Source organism: Sphingomonas zeae (assembly GCF_014197135.1).
GTDB lineage: Bacteria > Pseudomonadota > Alphaproteobacteria > Sphingomonadales > Sphingomonadaceae > Sphingomonas > Sphingomonas zeae.
Map to the genome: position 1 here is coordinate 315256 of NZ_JACIFA010000001.1, position 12924 is coordinate 328179.

Genomic DNA, 12924 nt, shown 5'->3' on the forward strand with positions numbered 1-12924 from the left:
CGGCACCTTACCTCACGCGTTGGGTCCTTCATAGGCGTCGACGATGCGCCCGACGATCGGGTGGCGAACGACGTCGGCGGCGGTGAAGCGGCTCATCGCGATGCCCTCCACGCCTTCCAGGCGACGCACTGCATCGGCCAGGCCCGAGGCCGCAACGCCGCCGGGAAGGTCGACCTGATTGGGGTCGCCGCAGATCACCATCCGGCTGTTCTGACCAAAGCGGGTCAGGAACATCTTCATCTGCGCGGGCGTGGTGTTCTGCGCTTCATCGAGGATGACGAAGGCATCGGCCAGCGTCCGACCGCGCATGAAGGCGATGGGTGCGATCTCGATCTCGCCGCTCGCGATCCGCCGCTCCACCTGCTCGGCGGGGAGGCAATCATAGAGCGCATCGTAAAGCGGACGAAGATAGGGATCGACCTTCTCCTTCATGTCGCCGGGCAGGAAGCCCAGCCGCTCGCCCGCCTCGACCGCCGGGCGCGACAGGATGAGGCGCTGGACCGATCCGGTGATGAGCTGTGCTACCGCCTGCGCAACGGCGACATAGGTCTTGCCGGTACCTGCCGGCCCCAGCGCGAAGATCATGTCGTGCGACACGAGCTGCTTCATATAATGCGCCTGGGCGGGGGTGCGCGGTACGATCGTCTTCTTGCGCGTCCGGATCATGATCGGCGGGGCCGAGGTCCGCTCCGCGCTGAGGATGCCGTCGAGCGTGGGTTCGGACGCCATCGCGATTGCGGCATCGACCAGACCGGTGTCGCAATCCTCGCCGCGCTGAATACGGGCGTAGAGATCGTTCAGCACGTCACGGGCCAGCGCCACCTGCTCGGCGGTACCCTCCAGACCGACCCGGTTGCCACGCGCGGTGATGTACACGCCCAATCGATTTTCCAACGCGACCAGATTGCGGTCATATTGGCCGAACAGCTGCGCCAGCACTTGCGGCTTGTCGAAGCTGAGTTCCGCCCGGCTGCGTTCACCGGCCTGGGCGGGGAGGGGCTTGCGGCTCATGCGGTCCTTTCACCGTCAGTGGGTTTCGCCAAGATGGGGTGGAGACGGTCGGAACGCCAGCGAAATTGCGTGACATAAGTATGACGTTTGCAAGGTTTTTGGCGCGCAGAGGCGCAGAGGGCGCGGAGAAGAGCCCGGCTTGGCGATCGGGAGACATTCTTCTTACTCTGCGTCCTCTGCGTCCTCTGCGCCTCTGCGCGACTAAGAAGATTGGTTCGCGCGGAGACGCGGAGGCGCGGAGAGGGTGTGTCCAGCCGCGATCTCGGCCCGTCTGCTTCTGGCGTATCAATAGAGGTCTGCCGGTCGCAAGGACCGGATGAAGCATCGACAGGCGAGACATCTCCGCGGCTCCGCGTCTCCGCGCGAACAAAATCGCGAGAAAGCATGGGCTTCGACTTCGCTCAGCCTGAACGGAGATTGGGGATAGGAACCGGGCGGGGTTACGCCGCCGCCTTCACCTTCGCCTGACCGGTCAGCGAGTTCGGTCCCGCCGCGACCAGTTCGACCTCGACCAAATCGCCGATCTGGTGGTCGCCGATGAGGTGCACGGACTGCAGCCAGGGCGACTTGCCGAGCATCTGGCCGGGCAGCTTGCCGCGCCGCTCCAGCAGGATGGTGCAGGTGCGGCCGACACTGGCGAGATTGAACGCGTGCTGGTCGCGGTTGAGCGCGGCCTGCAAACGCTGGAGCCGGTCGTCCATCACCTCAGGCGGAACCTGATCCGCCATCGTCGCGGCCGGGGTGCCGGGGCGGGGCGAGTATTTGAAGCTGAACGCCTGCGCATGGCCCATTGCGTCGACCAGGCTCAGCGTGTCGGCAAAGTCCTGTTCGGTTTCTCCGGGGAAACCGACGATGAAGTCGCCCGACAGCGCGATGTCGGGGCGCGCGGCGCGTACCCGGTCCATGACGCGCATATAGCTGTCGCGGCTATGCTGGCGGTTCATCGCCTTCAGGATGCGGTCACTGCCCGACTGGACCGGCAGATGGAGGAACGGCATCAGGCTCTCGACATCGCGGTGCGCGTCGATCAGCCCCTGGGTCATGTCGTTGGGGTGGCTGGTCGTGTAGCGGATGCGGTGCAGCCCCGGAATCCGGTCCAGCTCGCGGATCAGGCCGTGCAGGCCGCGATCATCGGCATCGTTCCACGCATTGACGTTCTGGCCGAGCAGCGTGATCTCTCGCGCGCCCGCATCGACCAGCGCCTTGGCCTCGTCGACGATCGCCGAGAAGGATCGGCTGACCTCCGCCCCGCGCGTATAGGGCACGACGCAATAGGTGCAGAATTTGTCGCATCCCTCCTGCACGGTCAGGAAGGCGGACGGGTTCACCTTGCGGCGGCCGGGCAGATGGGCGAACTTCGACTCGATCGGCATGTCGGTGTCGAGCGCGGCTTCGCCCGCCGCCGCCTTGGCGACCAGATCGGGGAGGTTGTGATAGGCCTGCGGGCCGACGACCACATCGACCTTGGCGCGGCGGACGATCTCCGCCCCCTCGGCCTGGGCGACGCAGCCCGCGACGGCGATCATCGGCTTGCGGCCCTGTTCGCCCGCTTCCTTGCGCAGGCGGCCGATCTCCGAATAGACCCGCTCGGTCGCGCGTTCGCGGATGTGGCAGGTGTTGAGCACCACCAGATCGGCAGCGGCGGCATCCTCGGTCGTCGACAGGCCTTGCGCGGCCATCAACTCGGCCATGCGCTCGCCGTCATAGACGTTCATCTGACAGCCGAAGGACTTGACGTGAAAGGTCTTGGGGGATGCGGGCATGACGCGGCCCTTATCGCAAATCGACCGCGCTCGCCAGCGTTCCCCTATTTTGCCCCTCGCACGGGAGGAGTGTTCTTCAGCCCTTGGGCAAACAGACCCGCATTTCGTCCGCCATCTCGCTGCTCTGGCGGTAGAGGTCGGTGAAGGCGGAATAGGCCGCGTCGCGGGCCGCCTGCGGCTTGGTCGCGCCATAGCGGGTGATCGTCACCGCTTCGGTATCGGTGACGACGGGGCCGTCAGTTCCTTTGGTCATCACGCGGACCAGGGTGGTGCGGGTCGCGTCTTTATGGCTGACATACCAGGCATTGTGCGCGGCCACCGCCTTGGCGAAAGTTGCCCACTGGCCCGGCTTGATCTTGCTATGGCGGATCGTCGCGGGTGTGGTGCCGCCGGGACAGGGATTGGCCATCTGCGCGGTGGCGGCGGTCGTGGTCAGCAGGCTGGCGGCAACGAGAATCGTCTTGAGCATGGCGTCCCCCCCGAATGTCGCGCCGATCCTATCCCGAAAGTTCGCCGCTGGCGATGGAGGATCTCAGACGTCGGCGATCCGCCTGCGCGCCTCCGCGGCGATGGCCTTGCGGTCCGGGAACCCGGCGGGATCGAAGGGGTCGAGATAGTGCAGGGACACGATGAACCGCCCCGGCCGCCGCAGCACCCGCTTGGCATGGGCGTCGCCCGGATCGGTGCCGAGCCACGCCAGGTCGTGCGCGGCTGTGCCATAGTCGATCCGCACCGGCTGCACCCGGATGCCCGGCAGGGGCGGTACCAGCGCCGCAAATAGCGCAGGCTTGAAGGGCAAAAGCGAGAGGTCATCGCCCGTCGTCCCTTCGGGAAATACCGCCATCGGCTGGCCGTCGGACAGCGCGGCGCGGATCGCGGCGACCTGGTCGCCGACACCCAGCCGGTCGGCCCGCTCGACGAACAGGGTGCGGTTGAGTCCCGCCAGCCAGCCGACCAGCGGCAGGTCCGCCACCTCGGCCTTGGCGACGAAGCGCGTGCCTGCCGTTCCCGCCAGCAGCAAGATGTCGAACCAGCTCAGATGATTGGCCGCGATCATGACGTTACGGCGCAGCGGCTGTCCAACCACCCGAATATCCGCGCCCAGAATCTCTGCGACCCATCGCAGGAACCGGCCGGGCCAGGGCGAGGCCCGGCCGACCAGCCGCCAGCCGCCATGCAGGGCCAGCGCAAGCAACAGCACGCCCGCGATACACAAAAGGCGACCCGCTGCACGCAGGCCGCCCTTGCTGTCGATGTCCGCTTGGGCCGCGAGCGCCCTCATCCCTTGCGGTCGAGGCTGACGCCGTAGAGCTCCATCCGGTGATCGACCAGGCGGAAGCCCAGCTTTTCGGCGATCGCCTTTTGCAGCTGTTCCAATTCGGGGTCGACGAACTCGATCACGCGGCCGGTTTCGACATCGATCAGATGGTCGTGATGCGCTTCGGGCGAGGGCTCGTAGCGGGCGCGGCCGTCGCCGAAATCGTGACGGTCCAGGATGCCCGCCTCCTCGAACAGGCGGACGGTGCGGTACACGGTCGCGATCGAGATGCCCGGATCGATCTTGGCGGCGCGTTCATAGACCTTTTCCACATCCGGGTGGTCCTCCGCCTCCGACAGGACGCGGGCGATCACGCGACGCTGTTCGGTGATGCGCAGTCCCTTTTGTGCGCACAGCGCTTCGAGATCGATTTTGCGGGCCATGGTAAATTTCAACTCCTCGGGCAGGCCCCTCTCTACCCCCAAAGCCTAATTGCGAAAAGGGGATAGCGACTCGCAACAACCCGGAGACAGTGATCGGATCAGCCGATGGACCGTCGATAGGTATGCGCGTCGTAATGCCGCCCGTCCGCGCCCTTATAGTAATTGCGCCGTTCGCCGCATTTGGCGAAGCCGTGGCGGGCGTAGAACAGCGTGGCGGGATTGTTGGAGCGCACTTCCAGATGCAGCGTCTCGACGCCGTGCGCGGCACAGTCCGCGATCACCGCCTCCACCAGCAGGCTGCCGATGCCATGACGGCGATGCCCCGCCACAACCCCCAGCAGCAGCAATTCCGCCTCGTCCAGCACCGAGCGGGTCAGCGCAAAGCCCGCCGGTTCCTCGCCCGCCTCGGCGATTAGCAGCTTGATGCCGGGTAGGGCCATCACGCCAAGCAACTGGGAGCGGGTCCAGGCCTCGCCCCATTGCGGGTCGAAAGTGGCGGTCATGACCTGTTCGACCACGCCGGCGTCGCGCGCGTCACCGGGGCGAAGCGAGATGCCGACGCTCGCCATCAGGCGACCAGCCCCGAGGGCGTGATCCCGCCGGGCAGCTTGGCATCGGGGGCACGGCCATAGACGGGGCGCGGGGGCAGGGCGATCAGCGCGGGGGGCAGCCGCCACGCCTCGGCGGCGTCGGGCAGCGCCTCGACCACCGGCAGATCGGGCGACAGCGCGGTCAGCCATCGCACGCCGTTGCCGATCGCGGCCCGCCCCTCCAGCGCGGCGAGCGCGGCGTCGGGCTTCATCGAGGCGAAGGGGGCCAGGGGCGTCAGATCGCGGGCAAAGGGCTGGACGAAGACCTCGCCATGCCCACCCTCCAACACCACCGACAGGGCTTCGTCATCGCGCATCGCGAATCCGGCGGCGGCGACCAACGCCAGCGAACTGTAACCCGAAGCGGCGATGCCCCAGCCCAACGCCAGCCCCCGCGCGGCGGCGATGCCGACGCGGATGCCGGTGAAGCTTCCCGGTCCGCAATCGACCAGGATGCGCTCGGCGCGGCCGCCATCGGGCAGGGCGGCGATCATGGGCAGCAGCTTTTCGGCATGGCCGCGCCCGACCACGTCATGCGCGCGCGCGACGGCCCGGTCGCCGTCGAAAAGAGCGACCGAGCAGGCGGCGGTGGCGGTATCGATGACGAGCGTGCGCAAGTTCGGCTCAGACGATCCGGTTGGCCTGCTCGAATGCCAGGCGCGGGTTGCGCGGGTGCAGCTTGGTCGGGTCGCCATAGCCGATGGTCGCGATGAAGTTGGACCGTACCCCCGGCTGATCGGCGAAGAACGCCTTGTCCACCGCGCCCTGGTCGAAGCCCGACATCGCGCCCGTATCCAGCCCCAGCGCGCGTGCGGCGAGGATCAGATAGGCGCCCTGGAGCGAGCTGTTGCGGAAGGCCGACGCCTCGCGCAGTTCGGTATTGCCGTCGAACCAGCTTTTCGCATCCACATGCGGGAAGAGCTGGGGCAGATATTCGTGGAAATTCACGTCCATGCCGATGATGACGGCGGCGGGGGCGGCGCGGATCTTGTCCGGATTGCTCCCCGTTGCGCAGTCGGCCAGCTTGTCCTTTGCCTCCTGGCTCAGACACCAGACCATCCGGGCGGGACTCTGGTTCGTCGAGGTCGGCGGCATCTTCATCAGATCCCACAGCGCGCGAATCTCGTCCTCGCCGACGGGCTTGTCCAGATAATGGTTGAAGGTCCGCCCCTCGCGGAACAGCCGGTCCAGGCTGACATCGTCGATCGGGTTCATCAGACCGCCCTGACTTCGGTCACTTCGGGGACATAGTGGCGCAGCAACTGCTCGATACCGTTCTTCAACGTCGCGGTGGACGAGGGGCATCCGGCGCAGGCACCCTGCATCTTGAGATAGACCTTGCCCTTGTCGAAGCCGCGATAGACGATATCGCCGCCGTCATTGGCGACGGCCGGTCGCACGCGCGTGTCGATCAGTTCGCGAATCTGCGCGACGATGTCGGCATCCTCGGGATCGTCGGTGAACGATGCTTCCTCGGACGGCACGGCAAAATCGGCCGCGCCCTGCTTGAACAGCGGCATCTGCGCCGAGAAATGATCGAGCAATATGCCCAGCAAGTCGGGCTTCACATCGGCCCAGTCCGTACCGGGGGCTACCGTGACCGAGACGAAGTCGCGGCCGAAGAACACGCCGGTGACATCGCCCAGATCGAAGATGGCCTCGGCCAGCGGACTGGCGGCGGCTTCCTCGGGCGAGGCGAAGTCGCGGGTACCGCTGTCCATCACCTTGCGGCCGGGCAGGAATTTCAGCGTCGCCGGGTTGGGCGTCGGTTCGGTCTCGATCAGCATGGGCTCCATGTGGCCCGGCCGGGGGCGCGGATCAAGCAGGTGGCGGGAAAGGATGCGTTTCCCGGCTGCAATCTATCAGGCTATTCCGCCCAGCAGGCGAAGCATGCCGTCGGCGAGCGCGCGGCCCGGCTGGCGCAGAGGACGGGCGAAGCGCAGGCGCAGGACGATCCGCGCGGCTGCCGCCTCGTTCCACAATTCGTGCGGATAGGTGTCGTCGAAGATCAGCGTCTCGCCCTCCGCCCAGCGGACGATCCTGTCGCGCACCCGCATCCGCGCGTCGCCGTCACGCGGCACGGCCAGCCCCAAATGACAGGTCAGCAATGCCTTGGTCGTCCCGCGCCGCATCGCGACATGCGCACCGGGACCCAGCAGCGCGAAGGCCGCGTCGTGAAGCCCGGGCACCTCAGCCAGCGCGGCGGTCGCGATGGGGCAGCGATTCGCCGTCTCGCCCCCGGACGGCAGGGGCACGATCAGGCTTGTCGCCATCGGACCCGTCATCGCCAGCGCCTCGTCCCGGATGGCGCGCCATTGCCGACGCAGGCCGGCGGTCCAGCCGAAATCGCGGACATCCAGCACCGGTGCGTTCGGCACCAGCGACGAGCCGGCGATCGCGCCATCGAACATGCGACACAGACCGGCCAGCGCGGGATGGGGCAGGGCGGGGGGCGAGGGCAGGCTGGGCGTGGCGGCGACCAGGGTCGGGACAGGGCGCGCGGGCCGCTCGGCCCCGCCCGAATTGTGCCATATTGTGGCCGGTCCCTGACGCTGGGCACTGGCCTTGATCGACTTGGTCATCACGTTCCGAACATCCCCGGCCCGACCCTTGGCGCCCTAGGCATCGACGGCCCTTGTGACGCAGGATCAGCGTTCCCCGGCTACCCCGCCACTGGGTCGAAATGATGGCGTTCGGCCGCCCAAGAGCGCCGCATTGGGGCAATTTAGGGGCGGCTGGCGATCCGGTGTCCGGCGGGTTAAGAGGGGGGCATGGCGTTTCCGTCCCGCGCGATGCGCAACCTTGCTCTGCCGGTCCTTCTCGGGCTGGCGATTCCCGTCATCGGCCAGGTGCCCGGCCCCAGCCAGACCGACAATCGGTCGGTGCCCCAGGGGATGCCGGTGCCCGCCAGCGTGGCGCCCCCCCCTGGCGCGACCGCCGATCCGCTGGCTCCGCTGCCGCCGATCCCCGGCGTCGACCAGACTCCCTGGCTCTACAAGGGATCGGACCTGCCGCAGGACAAGATGTGGAAGTTCGGGCGACTGGCCAACGGCCTGCGTTTCGCGGTCCGCCGCAACGGCGTGCCGCCGGGGCAGGTGGCGGTGCGGGTGCGGATCGATGCGGGCTCGCTCAACGAACAGGCGCCCGAGCGGGGCTTTGCCCATCTGATCGAGCATCTGTCCTTCCGCGGATCGCAGCACGTGCCCGACGGCGAGGCCAAGCGCATCTGGCAGCGGCTGGGCGCGACCTTCGGCTCGGACTCCAACGCGTCGACGACGCCGACCCAGACGGTCTATCAACTCGACCTGCCCGGCGCGACCGAGGCGGGGCTGGACGAGAGCCTGAAGATTCTCAGCGGCATGATGGCCGCACCCTCGTTGACCGCCCAATCGCTGAATGCCGAGCGCCCGGTGGTGCTGGCCGAGCGGCGCGAGCAGCCGGGGCCGCAGGTCCGCTATTCGGACAAGCTGCGCGAGACCTTCTTTGCGGGACAGCCGCTGGCCGAACGCTCGCCGATCGGCCAGCTCGCCACGCTGGAGGCTGCGACGCCCGAGACGGTGCGCGCCTTCCACGACCGCTGGTATCGTCCCGAACGCGCGACTGTCATCATCTCGGGCGATATGGACCCGCTGCTGCTGGCCAAGCTGGTCACCAAGAATTTCGGCAGCTGGCAGGGCGTCGGCCCCAATCCGCCCGACCCGGACTTCGGCAAGCCCAAGGCCGATGCGCCGGTCGCGGGTGCGCTGGTCGAGCCGTCGATGCCGCCGGTCGTCGCCATGGCGGTGCTGCGCCCCTGGCAGTATCAGGACGACACCGCGATCTTCAACCAGAAGCGGATGGTCGACATGGTCGCCGCCCGCCTCATCAGCCGCCGTCTAGAGAATCGGGCGCGGGCCGGGGGCAGCTTCCTGCAGGCCGCCGTCGCGCTCGACGACGTGTCGCGCTCGGCCAATATGACGACGGTCAATGTCGTGCCGCTGGGCGACAATTGGGAAGCCGCGCTGAAGGACGTGCGCGCGGTCATCGCCGACGCGATGGCGACCCCGCCGACCCAAGGGGAAATCGACCGCGAACTGGCCGATTACGACGCGATCCTGCGCAACCAGGTCGAGACATCACGGGTCGAGGCGGGGTCGAAACAGGCGGACGACATGGTCGGCGCGCTCGACATCCGCGAAACGGTGACCGCGCCCGAAACCAGCTACCAGATCTTCAAACAGGCGGTGGCGGCCAAGATGTTCACCCCCGACACGGTGCTGGCCTCGACCCGCAAGATCTTCCAGGGCACCGCGACCCGGGGGCTGGTCAACACCCGCACCGTGCAGCCCGATGCGGTCGCCAGGCTGACCGCCGCCCTGAAGGCCGATGTCCGACCGCTCGCCGAGCAGCGCCGCCGACAGGGTGCGGTCAGTTTCGCCCAACTTCCCAAGCTCGGCACGCCGGGTAAGGTCATGTCGCGCGAGACGGTGTCCGATCTGGGGCTGGAGCGGGTGACCTTCGCCAATGGCGTGCGCCTGCTGCTGCTCGCCAATGACGGCGAGACGGGGCGCGTGTACCTGCGCGTTCGGTTCGGGCGTGGTTACGACGCTTTGCCCGCCACCCATGAGAGCCCGGCCTGGGCCGCCGACCTGGCGCTGGTCGCGGGCGGGATCGGCAAGTTCGACCAGGGCGATCTCGACCGGCTGACCGCCGGGCGGACCATGGGGCTCGACTTCGACATCGACGACGATGCCTTCGCGTTCAACGCGCTGTCCTCGCCCGGGGATTATGCCGACAACCTGAAACTGATGGCGGCCAAGCTGGTCGCGCCGCGCTGGGACGCGGCGCCGGTCAACCGGGCCAAGGCGGCGATGCTGGCGGGCTATGACGGGTTCGACTCCTCGCCCGACGGGGTGTTGGGCCATGATCTCGAGCGGTTGCTGCGCGACGGCGATCCGCGCTGGGGCACGCCGCCACGCGATGTGGTGGCGGCGACCACGCCCCAGGCGTTCAAGGCGCTCTGGGCACCGCTGCTCGCCTCCGGCCCGATCGAGGTGTCGGTGTTCGGCGATGTGAAGGCCGACGACGCGATCAAGGCGGTGGCGGCCAGCTTCGGCGCGATCCCGGCGCGCAGAGCGGATACCGGCCCGGTGCCTCCGATCCGCTTCCCCGCGCATGTCACGACGCCGGTCGTCCGCTATCATACCGGCCCGGCCGACCAGGCGGCGGCGGTGATCGCCTGGCCGACCGGCGGCGGTTCCGCGGGCGATCAGGTCCGTAACCGGCTGGACGTGCTGGCGCAGGTCTTTGCCGACCGGCTGTTCGATCGGCTGCGCTCGCAGGCGGGGGCGAGCTACAGCCCGCAGGTCGCCAGCCAATGGCCGATCGGCCTTCCCAGCGGCGGGCGGATGATCGCGATCGGCATGGTCGCGCCCGACAAGGTCGACTTCTTCCTGACGACCGCGCGCTCGATCGCGGCCGATCTGGCGTCCAAGCCGATCGATGCCGACGAACTGCAACGGATCAAGCGTCCCATGGCGCAGCGCTTGGCGCGCATGGCCTCGGGCAACATGTTCTGGATGCAGCGGCTGGGCGGCGCGGCCTATGATCCGAAGCGGATCGAGGCGACCCACCGGCTGGCGAAGGATTTCGTGTCGATCGGCCCGGCGGACCTGCAAGCGGTCGCGGCGAAATATCTGCGGCCCGATACGGATTGGACGCTGAAGGTGGTTCCGAAGGCGAAGTAATCCTCCCCTGCAAGGGGAGGGGAACCGTCGCGAAGCGGCGGTGGAGGGGGGCTTCCTCACAGGACCAACTTTGCGGCACGCCCCCTCCACCAGCCTGCGTCTGGTCCCCCTCCCCGTGCCGGGGAGGAACCACTGGCTTGCCCGCACGTTTTATCCGCCAACGACATTTGTGCGGCGCAATAACCGCGCCGCCCTTTCGCTTTGCTTGGCTTTCGGCTATGGCGCGCGGCGACATACCCTCCGAACAAGAGAAATTTGCATGAGCCTCCGCAACGTGGCGATCATCGCGCACGTCGACCATGGCAAGACGACCCTGGTCGATCAGCTGTTCCGCCAGTCGGGCACCTTCCGCGACAACCAGCGCGTCGAAGAGCGCGCGATGGACTCCAACGACCTGGAAAAGGAGCGCGGGATCACCATTCTCGCCAAGCCGACCTCGGTCGACTGGACTCCGCCGGGCAGCGACGAATCCATCCGCATCAACATCGTCGACACCCCCGGCCACGCCGACTTCGGCGGCGAGGTGGAGCGCATCCTGTCGATGGTCGACGGCGTCGTCCTCTTGGTCGACTCGTCGGAAGGCGCGATGCCGCAGACGAAGTTCGTGACCGGCAAGGCGCTGGCGCTGGGCCTGAAGCCCATCGTCGTCGTCAACAAGGTCGACCGCGCCGACGCGCGTATCCAGGAAGTTCTGGACGAAGTGTTCGACCTGTTCGTCTCGCTCGACGCGAATGACGAACAGCTGGACTTCCCCGTCCTCTACGCCTCGGGCCGCAACGGCTATGCCTCGACCGACATGGACGCGCGCGAAGGCACGCTGATCCCGATGTTCGAGACGATCGTGAACCACGTTCCCGCCCCGAAGGTGGAAGTCGAGGACGTGCCCTTCACCTTCCTGGTGACGCTGCTCGACCGCGACAACTTCCTGGGTCGCATCCTGACCGGTCGCGTCAACTCGGGCACGGTCAAGCTGAACCAGGCGATCCACGCGCTCGACGCCAATGGCAATGTCATCGAGACCGGCCGTGCGTCGAAGATCCTGTCGTTCCGCGGCCTGGACCGCGTTCCGGTCGAGGAAGCCAAGGCGGGCGACATCATCTCGCTGGCGGGCCTCGCCGTCGCGACCGTGGCGAACACCATCGCCGACACGAGCGTTACCGTGCCGCTCCAGGCGCAGCCGATCGATCCGCCGACGCTGTCGATGCGTTTCGCGGTCAACGACTCGCCGATGGCAGGTCGTGAGGGCACCAAGGTGACCAGCCGCATGATCCGCGACCGCCTGATGCGCGAAGCGGAATCGAACGTCGCGGTGAAGGTCACCGAGAGCGACGACCGCGACAGCTTCGAGGTCGCCGGTCGCGGCGAACTCCAGCTGGGCGTTCTGATCGAGACGATGCGCCGCGAAGGCTTCGAGCTGGGCATCAGCCGCCCGCGCGTGCTGTTCGGCGAGGACGAGGACGGCAAGAAGACCGAGCCGTACGAAACCGTCATCATCGATGTGGACGAGGAATATTCGGGCACGGTCGTCGAGAAGATGAACCTGCGCAAGGCCGAGATGACCGACATGCGTCCGAGCGGAGGCGGCAAGACCCGCATCACCTTCTCGGCACCGTCGCGCGGCATGATCGGTTACCACGGCGAGTTCCTGTCGGACACGCGCGGCACCGGCATCATGAACCGCCTGTTCGAGCGTTACGGCCCGCACAAGGGCAAGATCGAGGGCCGCAAGAACGGCGTCCTGATCTCGAACGGCGCGGGCGAAGCGCAGGGCTACGCCCTGGGTCCGCTCGAGGAGCGTGGCATCCTGTTCGTCGGTCACGGCGAGGCGCTCTATGAGGGCATGATCATCGGCGAGAACGCCAAGACGGATGACCTCGAGGTCAACCCGATGAAGGCGAAGCAGCTGACCAACTTCCGCGCGTCGGGCGGCAAGGACGACGCCATCCGCCTGACCCCGCCGAAGAAGATGACGCTGGAACAGGCCATTGCCTATATCGACGACGATGAAATGGTCGAAGTGACCCCGAAGTCGATCCGTCTGCGCAAGCGCTATCTCGACCCGAACGAGCGCAAGCGCGCGGCTCGCGCGAAGGCAGCTTAATTAGGGAACGGGCCGGGCGGAAACGTCCGGCC

Annotated in this window: 12 protein-coding genes; 2 read left to right on the forward strand and 10 right to left on the reverse strand. The window is 67.4% G+C overall.

From position 1 onward, the window contains the following. Positions 1 to 12: 12 nt before the first annotated feature. From GGR45_RS01490 to GGR45_RS01535, 10 genes are all read right to left on the reverse strand, one after another. On the reverse strand, positions 13 to 1011 hold the full coding sequence (locus tag GGR45_RS01490; RefSeq protein WP_175313674.1) for a PhoH family protein: 999 nt from the start codon (positions 1009 to 1011) through the stop codon (positions 13 to 15). Positions 1012 to 1451: 440 nt separating this feature from the next. After that, positions 1452 to 2774 (reverse strand): tRNA (N6-isopentenyl adenosine(37)-C2)-methylthiotransferase MiaB, encoded by a 1323-nt coding sequence (gene miaB / locus GGR45_RS01495; protein WP_175313676.1) that lies wholly within the window; start codon positions 2772 to 2774, stop codon positions 1452 to 1454. Positions 2775 to 2850: 76 nt separating this feature from the next. Beyond that, the gene (locus GGR45_RS01500; protein WP_175313678.1) at positions 2851 to 3243 is read right to left on the reverse strand and encodes a hypothetical protein; all 393 of its coding nucleotides are present in this window, start codon (positions 3241 to 3243) and stop codon (positions 2851 to 2853) included. 63 nt (positions 3244 to 3306) lie between these two features. Continuing rightward, positions 3307 to 4056 carry a lysophospholipid acyltransferase family protein gene (locus GGR45_RS01505; protein ID WP_175313680.1) on the reverse strand — a complete coding sequence of 250 codons (750 nt, stop codon included), beginning with the start codon at positions 4054 to 4056 and terminating at the stop codon, positions 3307 to 3309. Next, on the reverse strand, positions 4053 to 4475 hold the full coding sequence (locus GGR45_RS01510; RefSeq protein WP_007406973.1) for a Fur family transcriptional regulator: 423 nt from the start codon (positions 4473 to 4475) through the stop codon (positions 4053 to 4055). Before GGR45_RS01510 ends, GGR45_RS01505 begins: the two co-directional genes overlap by 4 nt. Positions 4476 to 4573: 98 nt before the next feature. Beyond that, entirely contained in the window at positions 4574 to 5044 is a 471-nt protein-coding gene (locus tag GGR45_RS01515; protein WP_175313682.1) for a GNAT family N-acetyltransferase, read from the reverse strand. Beyond that, a complete protein-coding gene (tsaB, locus tag GGR45_RS01520) occupies positions 5044 to 5682 on the reverse strand; it encodes a tRNA (adenosine(37)-N6)-threonylcarbamoyltransferase complex dimerization subunit type 1 TsaB (protein WP_246357986.1) in 639 nt (212 codons plus the stop codon). Before tsaB ends, GGR45_RS01515 begins: the two co-directional genes overlap by 1 nt. A 7-nt stretch (positions 5683 to 5689) precedes the next feature. Then, positions 5690 to 6280 carry a malonic semialdehyde reductase gene (locus tag GGR45_RS01525; RefSeq protein ID WP_175313686.1) on the reverse strand — a complete coding sequence of 197 codons (591 nt, stop codon included), beginning with the start codon at positions 6278 to 6280 and terminating at the stop codon, positions 5690 to 5692. Next, positions 6280 to 6852: a NifU family protein gene (locus GGR45_RS01530; RefSeq protein WP_175313688.1), complete on the reverse strand. Its 573-nt coding sequence runs from the start codon at positions 6850 to 6852 to the stop codon at positions 6280 to 6282. Before GGR45_RS01530 ends, GGR45_RS01525 begins: the two co-directional genes overlap by 1 nt. Positions 6853 to 6927: 75 nt before the next feature. Then, positions 6928 to 7647 carry an aspartyl/asparaginyl beta-hydroxylase domain-containing protein gene (locus GGR45_RS01535; RefSeq protein WP_175313690.1) on the reverse strand — a complete coding sequence of 240 codons (720 nt, stop codon included), beginning with the start codon at positions 7645 to 7647 and terminating at the stop codon, positions 6928 to 6930. A 189-nt stretch (positions 7648 to 7836) separates the two neighbouring features. Between GGR45_RS01535 and GGR45_RS01540 the strand changes: the two genes are divergently transcribed. Together GGR45_RS01540 and typA are read left to right on the forward strand one after the other, a co-directional pair. Then, the gene (locus tag GGR45_RS01540) at positions 7837 to 10791 is read left to right on the forward strand and encodes a M16 family metallopeptidase (RefSeq protein ID WP_246357987.1); all 2955 of its coding nucleotides are present in this window, start codon (positions 7837 to 7839) and stop codon (positions 10789 to 10791) included. Between the two features lie 259 nt (positions 10792 to 11050). Further along, a complete protein-coding gene (gene typA, locus GGR45_RS01545; RefSeq protein ID WP_175313692.1) occupies positions 11051 to 12892 on the forward strand; it encodes a translational GTPase TypA in 1842 nt (613 codons plus the stop codon). Positions 12893 to 12924: the final 32 nt, after the last annotated feature.